Origin of the sequence: Desulfomonile tiedjei DSM 6799, from assembly GCF_000266945.1 — a bacterium.
GTDB classification, from domain to species: Bacteria; Desulfobacterota; Desulfomonilia; order Desulfomonilales; family Desulfomonilaceae; genus Desulfomonile; species Desulfomonile tiedjei.
This window is the reverse complement of the sequence record NC_018025.1, coordinates 3,942,484-3,959,782: the sequence shown is the minus strand read 5'-3', so window position 1 is coordinate 3,959,782 and position 17,299 is coordinate 3,942,484. Positions and strand designations below refer to the sequence as shown.

At 50.1% G+C, this 17,299-nt stretch carries 14 protein-coding genes and 1 riboswitch; of the genes, 7 read left to right on the top strand and 7 right to left on the bottom strand.

Annotated elements, in window-relative coordinates:
• Positions 1–58 precede the first annotated feature (58 nt).
• From DESTI_RS16725 to DESTI_RS16705, 5 genes are read left to right on the top strand one after another with little or no spacing between them, the layout of a single operon-like run.
• A complete protein-coding gene (locus DESTI_RS16725; RefSeq protein ID WP_014811152.1) occupies positions 59–802 on the top strand; it encodes a DUF2162 domain-containing protein in 744 nt (247 codons plus the stop codon).
• Positions 803–807: 5 nt separating this feature from the next.
• Entirely contained in the window at positions 808–1,428 is a 621-nt protein-coding gene (locus DESTI_RS16720) for a MotA/TolQ/ExbB proton channel family protein (RefSeq protein ID WP_014811151.1), read from the top strand.
• Entirely contained in the window at positions 1,425–1,763 is a 339-nt protein-coding gene (locus DESTI_RS16715) for a DUF2149 domain-containing protein (protein WP_014811150.1), read from the top strand. Before DESTI_RS16720 ends, DESTI_RS16715 begins: the two co-directional genes overlap by 4 nt.
• 13 nt (positions 1,764–1,776) lie before the next feature.
• The gene (locus DESTI_RS16710; protein WP_014811149.1) at positions 1,777–3,837 is read left to right on the top strand and encodes an adenosylcobinamide amidohydrolase; all 2,061 of its coding nucleotides are present in this window, start codon (positions 1,777–1,779) and stop codon (positions 3,835–3,837) included.
• Complete coding sequence (locus DESTI_RS16705; RefSeq protein ID WP_014811148.1) at positions 3,838–7,761, top strand: cobaltochelatase subunit CobN; 3,924 nt, start codon at positions 3,838–3,840, stop codon at positions 7,759–7,761. It abuts the gene before it with no gap.
• Between the two features lie 65 nt (positions 7,762–7,826).
• Here DESTI_RS16705 and DESTI_RS16700 read toward each other — a convergent pair whose 3' ends face one another.
• From DESTI_RS16700 to DESTI_RS30825, 5 genes are all read right to left on the bottom strand, one after another.
• Positions 7,827–8,129: a hypothetical protein gene (locus DESTI_RS16700; protein ID WP_014811147.1), complete on the bottom strand. Its 303-nt coding sequence runs from the start codon at positions 8,127–8,129 to the stop codon at positions 7,827–7,829.
• 46 nt (positions 8,130–8,175) lie between these two features.
• Positions 8,176–8,697 (bottom strand): cob(I)yrinic acid a,c-diamide adenosyltransferase, encoded by a 522-nt coding sequence (cobO, locus tag DESTI_RS16695; RefSeq protein ID WP_041286266.1) that lies wholly within the window; start codon positions 8,695–8,697, stop codon positions 8,176–8,178.
• A gap of 401 nt (positions 8,698–9,098) precedes the next feature.
• The gene (locus tag DESTI_RS16690) at positions 9,099–9,782 is read right to left on the bottom strand and encodes a hypothetical protein (protein ID WP_014811145.1); all 684 of its coding nucleotides are present in this window, start codon (positions 9,780–9,782) and stop codon (positions 9,099–9,101) included.
• A 49-nt stretch (positions 9,783–9,831) separates the two neighbouring features.
• A complete protein-coding gene (locus DESTI_RS16685) occupies positions 9,832–12,327 on the bottom strand; it encodes a TonB-dependent receptor (protein WP_085930236.1) in 2,496 nt (831 codons plus the stop codon).
• Positions 12,328–12,385: 58 nt separating this feature from the next.
• Positions 12,386–13,147, bottom strand: coding sequence for a hypothetical protein (locus tag DESTI_RS30825; RefSeq protein WP_014811143.1), 762 nt, complete (start codon positions 13,145–13,147; stop codon positions 12,386–12,388).
• A 404-nt stretch (positions 13,148–13,551) separates the two neighbouring features.
• Positions 13,552–13,739: riboswitch (cobalamin riboswitch) on the bottom strand.
• Positions 13,740–14,058: 319 nt separating this feature from the next.
• Here DESTI_RS30825 and trhA point away from each other — a divergent pair.
• On the top strand, positions 14,059–14,718 hold the full coding sequence (gene trhA, locus DESTI_RS16675) for a PAQR family membrane homeostasis protein TrhA (protein ID WP_014811141.1): 660 nt from the start codon (positions 14,059–14,061) through the stop codon (positions 14,716–14,718).
• A 325-nt stretch (positions 14,719–15,043) separates the two neighbouring features.
• Here the strand turns inward: trhA and DESTI_RS16670 are convergent, their stop codons facing one another.
• Together DESTI_RS16670 and DESTI_RS16665 are read right to left on the bottom strand one after the other, a co-directional pair.
• Positions 15,044–15,559 carry a hypothetical protein gene (locus tag DESTI_RS16670; protein ID WP_014811140.1) on the bottom strand — a complete coding sequence of 172 codons (516 nt, stop codon included), beginning with the start codon at positions 15,557–15,559 and terminating at the stop codon, positions 15,044–15,046.
• Positions 15,556–15,852, bottom strand: a complete 297-nt coding sequence (locus DESTI_RS16665) for a hypothetical protein (RefSeq protein ID WP_014811139.1) — start codon at positions 15,850–15,852, stop codon at positions 15,556–15,558. The genes DESTI_RS16670 and DESTI_RS16665 overlap by 4 nt, the downstream gene beginning before the upstream one ends.
• Positions 15,853–16,195: 343 nt before the next feature.
• Between DESTI_RS16665 and serC the strand changes: the two genes are divergently transcribed.
• The gene (serC, locus tag DESTI_RS16660; protein ID WP_014811138.1) at positions 16,196–17,281 is read left to right on the top strand and encodes a 3-phosphoserine/phosphohydroxythreonine transaminase; all 1,086 of its coding nucleotides are present in this window, start codon (positions 16,196–16,198) and stop codon (positions 17,279–17,281) included.
• Positions 17,282–17,299: the final 18 nt, after the last annotated feature.

The window sequence follows — 17,299 nt, the reverse complement described above, 5'->3', positions numbered from 1 at the left end:
TGTCTTCTCGCACTACTGCCTTGAGCTCTAAAGCACGACATTTCTCGAAGGAATAGCCATGCCGGAATTCAAAAGCCTCCTACTAGGACTTGTATTTGCGCTCGGAATGTTTTCCGTCAAGAGTGGCTGCGGAATTTCCTACCTTCTATCCGTTCGAGCCACCTTTGCAGGAAAAGCTGCGGTTTTTGCAGCCATCACCGTAACCTATTTCGGTCTGTTTCTGGGCTCGTGGTATGTCTCCAGTACAATCGATTTGGTCAGTCGTTTCAATAGCCTCAAGAACCTCTTTGGATCAGGCATGGTTCTCCATGTGCTGATGGCAGGAGGAACTCTCCTCTGGGCGGTCTCTCTTCTCAGGACCGATGAAGCTCGACACGCGAAGAGTCTCGGGTGGCTTGCTCTCGTTGTTCCCTGTCCTGTTTGTGCGTCGGTCATATTCTTTATTACCGGTTTTCTTGTGGCCTTTTTTCCGGATAACTCGTTTTCTGCCATGATGGGAGCCTATGGAATCTACCTGGTTATCACGTTAGTGACGATCCTTCTTGTCTCCCTATCGAGCTCGCTGACAGAGACAACCCCTGAAAGGACTCTCGGACTGGCCATGTTGTTTGTGTCAGCATACTTTCTGGTGTCAATCCTAGTGGCGCCCCATTTCGGGGAGTTGGAAAGAATATATCGGATTGCCCGTTACACTGCAAAAGGGTCCGGGGGGAATATCAACGAAACCGTGTCTGTAGGGTTCATATTGGTAGTAGCGTTCGCAACCGGTTTTGTCCTCAGAAGGATTGGAAGAAGGAGGTAGATACATTGAATATTGGTGCTCTTCTCCAGAGCTTCATCTATCTGGTTTCAAGCACACTCCTGTATCCGGCGCTTTTCCTGGAGAGTGTGCTCGTTTTATGCATTCTTATCTTTGCCGGGAATTTCTTTGCCGAATGGCTCGAGAGGGCGAGGTTGAAGAAAGTCACTTCACTGGAATTGACGCAATTGGCCCTTACGTCAAACACTGAGAGAGTGTCCTCGCACACTGTTCAGTCCTATCTCAAGGCACTTGCGCCTTTGCTGGAGAAAGCGGATTCTAGAACAGAAGCCGTCATTGAAAGCCTTTTACAAGAGAATATCTCAGAGCTCTGGAAATCTTCAGATCACTTGAGAATGCTTATCCGCATCGGTCCGGGAATCGGTTTGATCGGAACACTTATCCCAATGAGCACTGGATTGGCCGCTCTAAGTCAGGGTGATATGTCAAAGCTGGCCTCGGAATTGGTTCTGGCATTCACCACGACTGTAGTCGGGCTGGCTATCGGGACATCCGCCTATTTCTTGTACTGGAAGAAGCGACGCTGGATAGAGCAGGATGTGCGCCGCATGGAATTCCTCACGGAGATTCTCATGGAAAACCGCAATAAGGAAGTGCCAAGAATATGAGGTACATGAACCGTCATACATTGGCAGGTGAAGACGACCTTGGTGATGACGATCCGTTGACCGGAGTGGCGAACCTCTTCGACTTATCGGTAGTGTTCATTGTTGGGCTGATAGTGACTGTGTTTTCGACCTTCCAGCTCCTGGATTTGTTCAATGAGAAATCCGACATGACTGTCATCAAAAAGACCTCCTCGGACAATCTTCAGATTATCTCGAAAAAAGGCAAGAAGATCAAAGCTATGGAAGTGACGAAAGCTAAAGCCAAAGGAGGGGGCGAGCGGCTGGGGACCGCATATCGTCTGGAAGACGGCACGATGGTGTACGTTCCGGACTAATTGGAGGTAATAGATGCATTCGATCCTATTTTCTTTCAAGAGAATGGTGCCGATACTATTGATTGTGCTTCTCTCTGTAAGAAGCGTCTGCCTTGCAGGCTCTTCGAGCGAGATCACCATAATCGATTCCAGCGGCCAAACAATACGTCTCAAGGAGACTCCCAAACGAGTCGTATCCCTGGTCCCCGGCGCTACAGAAACATTTTTTGCCCTTGGTGCAGGCGATCGGATTGTGGGCTTGACCTATCATGACACTTTTCCTCGAGAAGCGAACAGCAAGACTATCGTAGGAGGCTTTTTCGATCCGGTTCCCGAGCTGATCGAGAAGCTCAGACCTGACATAATTTTGCTTTCCCAATTTCAGAGCAAGATACGTGAGAGATTCGTCGGTTCCGGCATCACCTTGATAGAGGTGGATGCACACACAATCGAAGACGGTTTCAAGACGATCGAGCTCGTAGGGAAAGTCAGTGGCAAGACCGAAGAGGCTACGGCAAAGATCGGCAAGATACGAAAACAACTGGATCTAGTCTCTCGCAAGGTTTCGAGGATTCCGGAAAACAAACGCAAACGTGTCATGCGGCTCATGGGATCGGACGGGATTATGACGCCAGGAGACGGCTCTTTTCAAAATGAATTTATCCAGTTGGCAGGCGGAATACCGCCCTCGTTTGGCAAATCAGGAGCGGTCGTCCGGGTGACCGAAGAAGAATGGAAAAAGTTTAACCCCCAGTTTATCTACTACTGTGGAATCGAAGGGAGACTCTTTCAGAAACTTTTCGACAAACCCGGCTGGAAAGATGTGGAGGCAGTGAAGAACAGCAACTACGCCCACTTTCCTTGCGACTTGACCTGTCGAGCATCCGTGCACATGGGTGATTTTGTTGCATGGTTAGCCGGAGTAATTTATGCGGATGAGTTGACTAACGAAGATTTTGACTTGTCTCCGGACGCGGTGTCACAGTCTCGTGGGATCACGGTCGATCTCCCTTATGTGAAGGCAGCTCAAGTGATTGACGCCAGCATCCATGATTTTCCGACTCAAACCCTCCTGATCGACTTCACGGAGCCAATGAGCTGCGTAAACTCATGTGCAGGAAGCGCTACAAGAATAACTACGGTTGGGAATCACTACTTCTCCGCACCTCTTTGGACTATCGGACACAGTACTTCTATCGATTCTCTCAAGAACAAAGTCTGCACCCTCAGTACACGGCGCCCTGAAAGCACTTCGCTCCTGTACACAGGCGCGAAAATGGACAACCTATCGATACAGAGGACTGATTATAAAGACATGGTCGTCTATGCGCTGGTCACTGCGGGAGTTGAAACCAATGCTATCTGTTCGTCCGTCGATGAAGGAAAATTCTATGAGCCCGGGACAATCAATATCATCATCCTCACGAACATGCGACTCACGGCAAGGGCTCAGGCCCGAGCAATAATAAGCGCAACAGAAGCGAAATCAGCAGCCCTCCAGGATCTCGACATCCGCAGCAGCTATTCTCCGCGGTATCAGGCTACAGGAACCGGAACGGACGAGGTGTTGGTTGTGGAAGGTCGTGGGAAAACAGTCGAAAACACTGGCGGCCACTCCAAGTTGGGAGAGCTGATTGCCAAAGGAGTATATCAGGGCGTCAAGGAGAGTATTTCCTTGCAGAACGGTCTGTCAGCCCGCCGAAGCGTCTTTCAACGACTCAACGAACGTAAAATTGATCTGTACGGACTGGTAAGCGAATGCGGCAGGTTTTCTCGAGAAGATGTTTCAGGCATATACGCAGGATTGGAGAAACTGCTGTTAAATCCTTCGCATGCAGGGTTCCTGGAGTCATCATTCGCTCTTGGCACTGCCTGTGATAGCGGTCTGGTTTGCGACATCAAGGCTTTCCAGGACATTTGCAGACACAAATGCGAAGAAGTTGCAGGTTGCCCGGTGGACACCCTGATCGAGTTTGTTCCCCGTGACATGGCCTCCAAGCCTATCCGCATGGCTATTGACGCTTTTCTGAACGGTCTTAACAAGCGGAAATCTGCATCCTCCAAAACTTCTTCTGTTGGGGGGCAAGGGAAATAAATGGGTTCGAAGATGAGGGCTTTCATTGCAATGCAAGTGTGTCTGGCGGTAGGATTGTGCTCGCAGGTGTGCCATGCGAATCATATCGCCTTCCTCGTGTCGGATTCCGATACCTTGGTAGTCTCACAGGCCGTCCGTGGGGATGCGCTCCCGAAAACCCTGAAAGTGAGCATATACAGTCCGGAGAATCTCGAAAAAAGTGAAAAGGCGAAAGAAGGGGTTCGCAACGCTGACGTCATCATCGTAGATGTAATGATTCACGAGCTCGTCGATCACCTGGAGAAGAACATCGATGTCCCAAAGAGGCGTATCTACGCTGTAAGAGCTTCGAGAGACGATGAATCCCTCAAGAAACGAGGAATTGTCTTCGACGATGAAGTGAGGGAATTCTACCACCATCTGGAACCCGACAACATTCGCAGCCTTATCCTAAAGGTCGCCAATCGTGAATTCGATCGATTCATTCTGTATGAAAAGCCGAAGCCTGCACCGCTTCTCGGCATGTATCATCCTGACTCTCCTGCCTCGTTTCCCGATCCTGACAGTTACCTCGCGTGGTATCGCGGCCGCGAAGGTTTTCGTCCCGAGGCCCCGATGATTGCTCTTTTGACGTATTCCCCTCTCATCGGCTCGGGACAGGTAGATTACATCGACCAGATCATACGGAAGCTCGAGGATTCCGGCTTCAGTGTTGCCACTGCTTTCGGCTGGGACCCGGAGGTTCTGAACAAGCTCATGAGGGACAAGTCAGGCAAGCCCTATATGGATATTGTTCTGGCTTTTTCCTTGAAGTTTCAGTCAGCTCTGGATGAATCCGTATTCTCGAATCTCAAGAATCTCGACGTTCCGATTTTCAATCTTTTGAATGTCTATTACAGTACCATCAAAGAATGGCAGACAGATCCCCGCGGACTCACGCCGATCGAAGTCGGGTGGGCTGTCTCAAACCCCGAGCTTTCAGGGCTGATTGAGCCGAGCGCAGTGTCCGGCAAAGAAAAGCGAATAGACGAGGAAACCGGCCAAACAGTATTTCTCCACAAGGCGATCGCCGACAATCTGGAACTCATCATCCCGAGGATCGGAAACTGGCTGCAATTGAGGCGGAAACCGAACGCAGAGAAAAAAGTGGTCATTCTTTTCTACAACAATACTCCCGGGAAACAGAATGTAGGCGCAAGCTACTTGAATGTTTTTGCAAGCCTCCAGGAGATTCTCGACCGGTTACGGAAGGAAGGATTCGCGGTGGGCTCGAGGGCCGATCTCACCAGTGAGACGATTCGAGATCTCATCCTCAAGACAGGTAGGAACATCGGCAACTGGGCTCCAGGGGAACTCGACGATATGTTACGAAACGAAAACGTCGTTCGTGTGCCTGTCGCAACATATATGAAGTGGTTTGCAGCACTCCCGGAAGATTTCCGCAAGGGAGTCCTCGATCAATGGGGAGAAGTGGATAAGTCGGATCTCATGATCCGCAGCGGTGAAATCATAGTGCCCGGAATTATTGTCGGAAATGTGATGCTCATGCCTGAACCTTCACGCGGTTTCACCGACGACCCCATGAAATTGTATCATTCTCCGATCCTCTATCCTCATCATCAATACGTGGCGGCCTATCTCTGGATGAAACATGGTTTCCAAGCGGATGTCCAAATCCATTTGGGCACGCACGGAACCCACGAATGGCTGCCCGGAAAGCAGGTGGCCCTCAGCACCAGTTGTCCTCCGGACGTTCTGATTACCGACATCCCGAGTCTCTATCCGTACATCGTAGATGACGTTGGTGAAGGGATTCAGGCAAAGCGCCGCGGAAGAGCTGTCGTTGTGGATCATCTCATCCCTGCGGTAAAGGAGGGCGGCCTCTACCAGGAATACAGCAAGCTCTACAGCATGATAAGCCAGTACTACGCTTCGCGCTCCACGGGAGCAGAGACTGCTGGAGTAAGATTGCAGAGCCTGGTGGAGCTCATAAAAAAACTGGGCATTGATAAGGACTTGGGCATTACAGAGATCGGCGACGAGCAACTCCGCAGTGTCGAAAACTACCTTATTGAGGTTCAGGGCAATTTCATGCCGTACGGTCTCCACACTTTCGGTTTGTCTCCTGATGGTGAAGCTCTTTCCGAAACCGTCCAGTTCATTCTTAAGATGCATCCTAAACGCGAAGGTGGCGACGTTTCTAAAAGACTGTCCGAATCCGGCCCGATGGAGCTTGATAGATTGGTCGCGGGACTGAACGGCCGCTACGTTCCGCCGGGCGAAGGCAACGATCCTTTTCGCAATCCCAATGCTATTCCCACGGGCAAGAATTTCTACGGCTTCGATCCTGCAAAAATCCCTTCTCAAGCTGCATACAAATTGGGAGTCAAAGCAGCCGAGGAAATCATCGACCGAAGCCTGAAGGAAAAGAAGAAATATCCCGAGAAAGTGGCAATGGTGCTGTGGGCTACTGAAACCATCCGCAACGAAGGAATTAATGAAGCGACTATCCTGCACCTCATGGGTATGAGACCGCTTTGGGATAGTAGCGATCGTATTGCCGGGGTCGAGCCCATTCCCGGTTCACTCCTCAAAAGACCCCGCATTGACGTCCTGATAAATGCTTCGGGACTGTATAGAGACCTCTTTCCAAATATGTTCGAGTATCTGGATCAGGCCGTGCAAAAGGCAGCGGTGTTGACCGATATTGAGAACCTCATACGAAAGAACAACGACCAAATCGAAGATCAGTTGATGCAATCAGGTATTCCGAAGGAAAAAGCTTCCATCCTTTCGCGGATGCGTATTTTTTCAGAGATGCCGGGAAATTACGGCAACCGGGTGTCAGAGCTTTCGAGTGCTTCCGGACTCTGGGAAAAGGACGACGAGATTGCCAAAGTTTTTCAACAGCACACGGGATATGCGTACGGTCAGGGAAAATGGGGCAACCAGGCTCAAGAAGCGCTGCGAGAGAACCTCAAACGATCCGATGTGGCTGTTCATTCCATATCATCTACTGTTTACGGAACCATGGACAACGATGACATGTTCCAATATCTGGGGGGGCTTTCACTGGCCATCAGCAAGGAAAGAGGCGAGGCGCCCGACACCGTGGTGACTTTGCAACAACGCCCGGACGATGTAAAAGTGGAAAGTCTCGGGAAGACCATAGGCAAGGAGCTGCGCACGCGCTATCTCAATCCCAAGTGGATTGACGGTATGAAGAAGGAAGACTACGCAGGCGCGAGGGAAATGTCCAACTTCGTGGATTACATGTGGGGATGGCAAACAACGACTCCCTTTGCCGTTGATGAAGCCAAATGGCGCGAAACATATGAAGTGTACGTGGAAGACAAATACAAGATGGATATCAAAGAGTTCTTCAACAAAACCAATCCCTGGGCATACCAGTCCATTGCAGCCAGGATGTTGGAATCGATTCGCAAAGACTACTGGAGAGCGGACGATGCCACCAAGAAGAAGCTCGCAGCGGAATACGCGGTTAACGTTGTGGAGCAAGGAATCGCTTGCTGCGATCACACTTGTAATAATCCTATGCTCAATACTATGGTGATGAACATTGTTTCCATACCGGGTGTATTGTCTCCGGAAATTGTGGAAAAGTTCCGGCTCGCTGTGGAAAAGGCCATAAAGAAGACACTGGATCAACAAACTACGGCAATGGCTGACATAAAACAGCAGGTCAATGAGGGGTTTAGTAAACAAGCCCCTGCTGAAGCGAAAGAAAAGCAGAAGAAAGAGGCTGATGATAAGAGTAAAGAAGATGTGGAAGGGTACAAGATGGAAGAGGTGAATTCTCAGGACAAAACGACTGAATTACCTTCTTCAGGAGCCCAGTGGTACGCGATAGTCTTCTCTGCGGCCGTCATAGTGCTTGTCGGGATAGGCATGATCGTCCGGAATAGACGAAGCCGAAACCACTAGCGCAAAAACGTTGCCGTCAAGGCCTCAGGCCTTCTTGTACCTGCAGCCATGTGCCTTGAGCAAAGTCAGTTCGAGAACTCTGACAAGCTTTTGCCGCAGTCCATTGATAAGAGAGAATGGTCTTTCTGCGGAATCAGGCTCTGTGCAAGTTGTAGTATGCTACGGCCATTTTCCATCGTAACAAGCTTCATAAGGGATATGCCGGTGTAACTCATAATCAGACGGTAGCTGAGATCGTTCCACAAACGGGTGAATTCATCCAAACTGGCCAAGGATTCTTTGTCATTTTTCAATTGTTGCCGGGCTTGGGAAATGGCAGTCCTCACCCGTTCGTCCATCTCTCCGATTGTTATCGTAGTATTTTCCATAGATCCCTCCTTTACGCACGATCTGGACACTCCTGACCGGGAGTGGCTAGAACTCAATTCCACATTGGGCGGTTACCCCGAAATCAAAATGGTGTCGCACAGCTTTCATATCGGTTACCATATCGGCAATCTCCACTAGGCATTCAGGGGCGTCGCGACCGGTTATCATTATGTGCGTCCCTTCAGGACGATTGAAAAGCACGTCTTGCACCTCACATTTATCTATGACGTCATATCTCAGAAGGTACGTGAACTCATCAAGGACAATGAGCCGGTAGCTCGAGGATAGAATGAGTCCTTTTGCGAAGGACCATCCTTTTCTTGCGGCTTCAACATGCGTTGCCATCCCTTTGGGGTTCCAAGTGAACCCTTCTCCCAAAACATAGACGTCCAGGAGATCCTTGAAACGATCGGACGCAACCAACTCGCCGCTTATTCTGGTCCCTTTGATGAACTGGATCAGGCACGCGCGGTAATCATGGCCGATAGCTCGAAAAATGAGCCCCAAAGCGGCTGTAGTCTTCCCCTTTCCGTTACCGGTATTTATCATGAGAAGTCCTTTTTTCACCAAAGCTCTCCAGCATAGAATGATTGCCAAAAATCCTGACGTTGATCCCACGCTCCAACACAAGATATTAGTGGGGACCGGCGTCCCGGCCGGTCCATTCGATTGATATCATTGATCATATTGAAGAGGTGTCGGCACGGAGGCACGGCACCCACCATTATCCTTCTTCGATCGGACATCAATTCCGGCAATTGTCACAAAAGTGCACAACCCGTATTTCGCCGGGTTGATTCTGCACCTGGACTGCATACCCGCGGAACTCAAACCGAAAAGAGAAAAGAGGGAGGCGTCTTAAAACGACTACCTCCCAAAGAGCAGGTCTGTCGCTCGAAATCCCCGGGGAAGGTGGCTTTTCCCGGGCGTAAATTACTATTTTCGGTTTCCGTTCGAACTCAAAAATGTTAATTGCCGGGCCAAGGCAGTCCGATCTTACGGCCGAGGGTAAACAGTCCCCCAACAGCCGCCCCGCGTGCATGATCCAACCAATTTGCATTTTTCGAGCACGATCCTAATGGCACCGGACATGAAACATTGCTGTTATTGTTTAATTCTGCTTTCTCGAGATAGGAATTGTAGGCCAACCATTCCTGCAGTTCGCAGAGGTTACCGGTTTTGATGTACCCGAGCTTTTTGATTTCAACCCTGGCGTAACAATCCGGATCGTTCAGTCTGAACTCGATGAGATCCTCAGGTAATACCAGAAACAGTTCGCGAATGGGCGCCGCCCCGGTCTCAATGACTCCCTGATCTTTCAGATCCCAGTACCCTCTGAAGGCATAATGACGATATGTAAAAAAGCGCCTCCGAAAAGAAGCTTGATCTGCTCTTGTATGGATCAGTCCCCAGATTCCCGGACATGTGGCCCGAAAACACACCCCTTGAGAATTGCCCAGCAGCACGGGTTTATCCGTGCAGGTAAGCTCCAATCCGCATTCGGGTCGGGATTGTCTCTGCGATCCGCCGTCGCGTGTCTCTAAAGGTTGAATAGCGCATTTCTGAAGAGGGGGACCGGCTTGAGCGTTCAGAACAATTCCCGATAACAAAATAGCTCCAAGTATCGTCGCAAAAATCTGCAATTTTCTCACGTTGAATACCTCCTTACTTGCCCGACGTCGTAGCAATCTTGACCGGTCCCTAAAAGTTGGCCATGGTACGGAATCTGGCTCCCAATCCATAGACGCTGTCGACTCCAGCCTGCACCGATCCGTACAGACGTCTTTGCATTCTGTTCAAGTCTTCACGTGTCGGGACTTTCATACGGTTGAAATCCATATTGGCTTTCAGCCCTGTATAAAAGGTGCGCCCCTCGTTCGGATACCAGGCGGCAGGAACACTGGTTCCCAGTGGGCTGGAAGTGCTGGGGGCAGACTTGGTGCCAATGATCGCATACTGCGCATCCGAGAAGTTCTTGATTCCAAAATAGAGTGTGACAGTGTCACCAAGGAAGGTCTGAGAAAACGCCAGATCTCCCCATTTTGCGGGTTCAAGAGGTTCGGCTATGTTGTACGGATCGTTGATCCGATAACGACTTCCAATATAGTGATACGTGATGAGGCCTGAGAAGCCCCATTCCCTGTTATTGTATTCCAGCGAAAAATTTCCCATCTCTCCCGGATTCTGGTACAGCCATTTGTCTTCGGTGGTCAGACCGTTGAGAGGAGTCAATGCCGGAAGGAAGTTGCTTCGGACAAGCACCTTCTGCCTTGTCCAGTTTCCTTTTACCGTCCAGGAAGGTGTCACTTTCACAAGGCCTTCCAGCTCAAGACCTACATGTGAGACATTTTGAACATTAACGTTTCTCTGGTTTCCTGCGTCATCCATTCCGTAGAGAATCTCGTTATCCATATCCAAGTCGTAATACGTTGCGCTTGCATAGATGTTGCGGTTAAACCAGTGACGTATTCCTACTTCCTTCAAAGTGCCTTCTTCCGGGTCTAACAGCCAAAACGGCGGATCCGGCGGGAGTCCGAACGACCCCAGGTTTACCATGTCGTAGAATTCGGGAAATCGGTACATTCTGGAATGCTTGTAATATGTGCTGGAACCGAGTTCTTTGTCGTAAACAAGCCCCAGAGCCCACTGAGACGCACTCTTGTTCCTGTCTATTCTCTTTGCATTCGTGACAACCCGTGCCGCATCGTTTGCATAGAGATCGGGGAGATCGTAGTTCTCTATGCGATACCCAAGGTCCACGTACAGCCGATCCCAGAACCTGGTCTGGTTCATCACGTAATAGCTCAAGGATTCCCTGTAGCCCGACTGTTCAGCCTGGTGCTCGACTGCGTTGGTGCCGAATGTCTGAACGATCTGTCTTGATTCTCTGCCGAATTTGCCGTCCCACAGGTCGGACCCCACGGTTAACTCGTTCGTCACAACAGAATATTTATCGGTTCGGAAGTACTTGAACGAGAGCCCCGAATCGATCCAGCGCTGGTCCGACAGGCCGAACCAGCTTATTCCTGTGGTCCTCTGGTCGGATCGTCTATAACTGTAGATAGCCTCGAAGGTACCCAGTCGATCACCGCTATAGAGCAGTCGTCCGATGGTCACAGCGTCCCACAGCTCGGTTGGGCCGTCCCACACAGGTGACAAACGCATTCCGAACCCGTAATCGAATATTGCCACATCGCGGATATCCCTTCTTCCCCATTGGGGTTGCTGCACATATGTGGCATTGCCGTTCCGCCGATCCGACAACAACTGAGAAATCTCAAAAGTAAGATTAGGGGTAATCTTCCAATTGATGCTGCCCTGCACGTTATAGAGCATCCAGGGGCCGGGCCGAGGAACGAACTCTTCGTCCAATCCATTGCCTTGATAGAGCCGGAATCCCTCAGTGAAGAACCTGCCTGCGAAGATACCCGCTGCTATCGGGCCATACACCATGTTGCTCGCAACCCACTCTCTGTCGGATTGCCAGGAGCCAATCTCTGCGCCCCAGAATGTTCCGGGGTTTTGCCGAGGTCTCTTGGGGATGATGTTGATGGTTCCCCCTATCGCCTTCTGACCGAACTGAACGGTGCCGTCTCCTCTTAGTATTTCGATACGATCGATCAACTCGGGAAATATAGACATCCAGTTGGCGTCACCCAGTGGAGTGTTCAGCGTTCTACCGTCGTAGAGTAAGGACACTCTATTACCCGGCTCATTGGAAAAACCTCTCAACACAACCGCGGCATCGAAAGGTGTAGCGGAATAGCCCGACGTATATACACCCGGCTGGCCTTGAATCATGTTTGGAACCCCTATGTACCCTAACGATTCTACGCCCCGGTTCGGGACGATACTGACTGCAGCGGGTACATTCGCGAGATTCTGAGGCCGCCCTCCTGTGGAGACCACTTCACCGGGAGTAAGTGGATAGTCGGAACCCGGTTGGCCTGAAGGAATTGGATCGCCTGTGCCAAACCCCCCGTCGGTAGTCCCGGTTCTCGCTTGCGATTGCCGCCGATCCTGACGCGGGGCTTCGATCTCTACAGGAGCAAGCTGCTCTGTCGGCAGATTCTGTGCCGTTTCTGAAGACGATCTCTGCTGTGCATTAACCGTTGTTAGTGCGGGGCCAAAGGAGCATGTCAACGTTAAAACGAACCAAACGACTATGATATAGAGAAGAGTAGTTGAATCCCTCATGTCTGCATCTCCGATTAATATGTCCTCAGGGAAATTGAACTCGACAGCCTCGCATCGGCTACCGACAAATAGGTGGAGCACACGGAGAAGCTTTGTGAATGTCTCCGGCAAATCTTCCATTTCGGAGCAGACTTCCCGGCAAATTCCAGATTCCTGATAAGAGGTTTTGGGGGGCCAGCGCCGGAAACTGGTACTCTTCCACAAGCATCGGTGGAAGGTTTGGACTGCATGTCGGTACACAAGGTACCGGCGGTAGCGGCGCAACCGCAGGCCCGCCCGGAGCGCAGGTAACAGGTCTCCGACAAACAGGAAAACAACCAGCGGGAGATTGCGTCGGATAACAACCGGACACTCTCTGCGGAACAGGATAATTTGGACCGCAGGAAGGCGCATTCACTGGCTTGCATGTTCCTCTGGGAACAGGGCACAGTATTTCGGCAATTCTGAAAGGCAATGCCAACGCCGCTCCAGCCAGCCCCACCGTACATTGAATGATAGGTCTGACCGGCCCGGGATCACGAACATAGAGTGGTACGAGTTTGGGGTCGTGTACGGATTCCGGCCCAGAAAACGATCTAACTTTGTGGGGAACAGGGACACACGAAAGAGGTGCCTGATTGCAGGCTCCTCCACGCCGCGACATGTGGCCGGGGTTCGCCGGCATGGTTGGATATGGGGACTGGGGGCCAATATAGCCCGGAGTGTATGGCATTGACGAATAGCCTGGAGGTGGGCAAATACCGCCCGCCTGGCATTGCATCTGAACACCTAACGATAGACCGATAAGTGTGACGACTAATCCTATAAAACTCCTCTTCATTGGATTCCTCCTCATGAGACAAAACTCTCACCCAAAAATGATCCGGATTGCACTCACCATTCTGGAATGAACAGCAGGCTCAATGTCCTGCCTTTTCTTCCAGTTCCGGCTCCAATGTGCAGCGGTAGATACGGATAAACTTCGACACCTGCTGTTTGGCCGTCCAAACATGCCGAGAAAAAGTGATGTTGACTTGAGGAGCTTAGGCTTGGATAATGGCGGGAAGGGAATGCACATGAGATTCCCGCTTGCCCTGGGTTCCGGCGCCATCGGAACCTGGGGTTTCCTTACCTGCTCTTCATTTTAGAAACGAGTACAGCCTGAAACCAAAAAACCCTCCTTCGCGCGTTGGGGCGAAAGAGGGTGGTCTGCGTGCTTTCACCCATCCCGCCCGCGCAGGACATCTTCGGTGACCTTCATGCTTGGGTATTCTGGCTTCCGTTTCGACCTAGTCTCCGCGCCTTCCCGAAAGAATTTCTTCCAGTGGCTATTAGCGGATTTCGTTCACGGTCACAGCTGCGGGGCAGCGTCGGTCTTTCACCGACTTCCCCAAAGCACGTTGGTTTGGACTAAGAATAAAAGACTATCAAACAAATCCTATCAACACTGGTCGAGAGATGTCAAGCTGTTTTGTGATCCGTGCACAAATTCACTCAAAGTGAGGAGATGAATTCGTGCAATCCTCCGGATTCAGCAAATGTTCGGCTTCATGAATTTCCGGCATTGTCCGTGCTGCATCATCGAAAAATCGCATCCGTCGCGTGGAATCTGTAAGATTTACGCTCTCGCATGTTGCTTTGTTGAAAACACATACAAACTAAGTATAATGCCATTTTGGTGATGATTTTCTTGTGAACTCATCACTTCAAAGCTGATGAAAGGTCAAGTATGACGATAGATTTGGAGATTATGTGAATACAAGAACAATTTCAGGGCGTTATAGTATTAGAGAAGAGGTTGCGAACAGCCTTACTCACTTGCTTGGAATCCTTTTTTCCATCACAGGCATGGTTATTTTGATACTGTCTTCAAGTGAATCGGGAAATATCTGGCGCATTATCAGTTGTGTCGTTTTCGGAATGACGCTAATTCTTCTCTACACAGCGTCCACATTATATCACGGAATACAAAACCCGAGTGTAAAAGCGTTTATGCGGATCATCGATCATTCATCGATCTTTCTTCTCATTGCAGGCACGTACACTCCATTTACATTGGTAAATCTCAGAGGGCCATGGGGCTGGTCTCTTTTTGGCATTGTCTGGGGACTTGCTTTTTTGGGGATAATCGTTCAGACAGCTTTGCTTCGTCAATGGGTTGGTATTTCAGTCGGATTGTATGTCATCATGGGGTGGGCCGTTGTTGTGGCTATCAAACAAATGCTCGTGGCTGTAGCGCCACCCGGGATGATGCTTCTGCTCGCAGGGGGGCTTGCTTATACTTTCGGGATTATCTTCTACGTCTGGCATAGATTGCCGTATCACCATGCCGTTTGGCATCTTTTTGTACTAGCTGGAAGCATCTTTCACTTTTTTGCAGTCCTGTTTTATGCTGTACCTCTGGAATATTAGGAGTATTTGCTTCCGACCTGAAGGTTTCTCGTGGGTGGCCGCGATGCGGAGCATCCTTCAATCCGTCGAAGTGCAGGGAAGGTGGGGATGATATGGCAGTTGACATAATTTCCGACCTTTTGAACACCCTTCCTTCTTCGCTTAATAAGGAATGGTAGGGTCCGGCGTCTCTGCCGGACCGAACTGGTCGATTTATTATGAAAAATGTGCCGGCACGGAGGCACGGCACCTACCGGTCTTCGAGAAGCGCTTTTCGCAATCGGACAAAAATTCTGACATTTGCTATACTCGTGTTCGTTAGACCAATTCAGCCGACAAAAAACTATTAAGAACCCGGGACAATTGTGAAATCCAACACATCCACTATGTTGAACCCGTAATAAATGTACACCGATCCAGCTCCTAGAAAATCGGTCGGTCGCTGAACGGTGAAATGGTAGGTATGATTGCCTCGTTTGTTCGTGAGGTGCACGGTTTCTTCGTACTGCCTGGAATTGGGTAGCTTTATCACGAATTTGAGCGGGCTCTCCGATCGCGATCCGACGTACGAAAAACGGATCATGAGTGTCAGTCTATCGGGATACTGGTCCGTATTGAAAGTTCTCGTATTTGCGACAAACTGGAACTTGTCGTCTTTGAATAAGGCCGGCCCGAACTGCAAATCGTAAATTGCTATTCTTCCGGGTATCTCCCAGGCAAGCTCGCCGCCTTCTCGTTTGATATCTTTCGAGGCTTCGGATTCCGTTGCCTGAGCGAAGACGTTGCTCTCCAGACCGAACTGAATCAAGAAAACGAGAAACAGAAAAATGCCGCTTCTTTTCCACGTGCGGAACGCCATCATGCTCCCCACCATTTGGGGGTTATGGGTTTGGCTGAAACGAGCGGAGCGCCGCTTCCTTGAGGAATGGTAATCCCCGGCTGAGGAGTCTGGGGCTGGCGTTGTTGCGGGACTTCTTCGGATTCTTCTTCTTTCATTAGATCGAAGAAACGATCTCCTAGAACCCTACCGGGAACCTGGTCCCCATTCTCGGAAGGTTTTTTCATCTTCGATCCCAGAAAGCTGAAGAGCCATGAAAACAAGATGATCAGAACCAACGGGATGAGGCTGTAAAGAATACTCTCGATGTCCTTCATAGGGACGCCTCCGGAAGCAAGCATGTCAACGAAATGATATTGCCATAAAATGCCGAAACGTTCAACGAACCAGAATTCCTCGTCAGATACAGTTTCGCAGTTATGCACAAACATTGCGAAGGCTGGGGTATCCTGGGCGGAGTGATTAGACGGCTTTGCGTCGTCCGGAGCGAAGGATACCTCCAGCCTCCTCCCAGATTATGAAAAGAAAAGCGAATCAATGTGATGAACACCGAGCGGGTGTTCAGGTGAAAAGGTGTTGAAATCTCAGTATTGCTGATGTAAATTAATGTGCTTGTGTGCATTCGTCCAGATTCCAAACCGGGCAGGAGGTAGTTTAGCCATGGCGGATCGTATTTTCAATTTCAATCCTGGGCCTGCGGCATTGCCGTTACAAGTGTTGAAGGAAGTTCAACAGGAATTCATCAACTTCAAGGGTTCGGGAATGTCCATATCCGAGATCAGCCATAGATCTGCGCTGTTCGAGGATGTTCTCAATGATGCGATCGTTCGGTTCAAAAGGCTTCTGAAACTATCGGACAACTTTAAGATTCTGTTTCTCCAGGGTGGGGCGAGTTCCCAATTCTTTATGGTCCCCATGAACCTGCTTCCGGAAGGCTCATCCGCGGATTATATCAACACTGGCTCCTGGGCAAAAAAGGCGATCAAGGAAGCGGAAATTTTGAAGAAAACCTGCAACGTAATCGCCTCGAGTGAAGACAAGAATTATTCTTACATTCCAAAGAAATTCTCAGTGAATCCTTCCGCTGCGTATCTGCATTTCACTTCCAACAATACTATCGAAGGCACTCAATGGGCTCAATTTCCGGATGGTGGCGGAGTTCCTCTGGTTTCCGATATGTCTTCGGATATGTTGTGCAGATCGTTCGATGCATCGCCATTCGGGCTGATCTATGCAGGTGCTCAGAAGAATCTTGGGCCGGCGGGAGTAACCGTGGTCATTATCCGCGAAGATATGCTCGAGAGAGCTTCCAAAGATGTGCCTACCATGCTGCGGTACTCGACTCATGCAGATAAGAATTCTCTTTACAACACACCGCCGTGTCTGGCCATCTATATTGTTCAGCTTGTACTCAAGTGGATAGAAGAATCCATTGGCGGACTGGACGCCATGGAGCGCCGAAACCGTGAAAAAGCGGACCTTCTCTACGGCTATCTCGATTCTACGGATTTTTACCGTCCCACAGCCGAAAAGGACAGCAGGTCCCTGATGAACGTGACGTTCCGGCTTCCGGACGAGGATCTCGAGAAGAAATTTGTTGCCGAAGCCGGAAAGGTCGGGCTTGGCGGACTCAAGGGTCACAGATCTGTGGGAGGATGCAGAGCTTCCATTTACAACGCGCTTGGTCTGGATGGTGTGCAGAGCCTCGTAGACTTCATGAAGACTTTTGCCCAAAAGAACGGCTGACCGATTCCGTAATTTACA

Bases quoted from the DNA above. Each gene is read 5' to 3' on its own strand.
- DESTI_RS16710 (WP_014811149.1), top strand. From the start codon at position 1,777: ATGCATTCGATCCTATTTTCTTTCAAGAGAATGGTGCCGATACTATTG.
- DESTI_RS16685 (WP_085930236.1), bottom strand. From the start codon at position 12,327: ATGAGGGATTCAACTACTCTTCTCTATATCATAGTCGTTTGGTTCGTT.
- DESTI_RS16705 (WP_014811148.1), top strand. From the start codon at position 3,838: ATGGGTTCGAAGATGAGGGCTTTCATTGCAATGCAAGTGTGTCTGGCG.
- DESTI_RS16670 (WP_014811140.1), bottom strand. From the start codon at position 15,559: ATGATGGCGTTCCGCACGTGGAAAAGAAGCGGCATTTTTCTGTTTCTC.
- DESTI_RS16715 (WP_014811150.1), top strand. From the start codon at position 1,425: ATGAGGTACATGAACCGTCATACATTGGCAGGTGAAGACGACCTTGGT.
- DESTI_RS16700 (WP_014811147.1), bottom strand. From the start codon at position 8,129: ATGGAAAATACTACGATAACAATCGGAGAGATGGACGAACGGGTGAGG.
- DESTI_RS16665 (WP_014811139.1), bottom strand. From the start codon at position 15,852: ATGAAGGACATCGAGAGTATTCTTTACAGCCTCATCCCGTTGGTTCTG.
- DESTI_RS16725 (WP_014811152.1), top strand. From the start codon at position 59: ATGCCGGAATTCAAAAGCCTCCTACTAGGACTTGTATTTGCGCTCGGA.
- DESTI_RS30825 (WP_014811143.1), bottom strand. From the start codon at position 13,147: ATGAAGAGGAGTTTTATAGGATTAGTCGTCACACTTATCGGTCTATCG.
- serC (WP_014811138.1), top strand. From the start codon at position 16,196: ATGGCGGATCGTATTTTCAATTTCAATCCTGGGCCTGCGGCATTGCCG.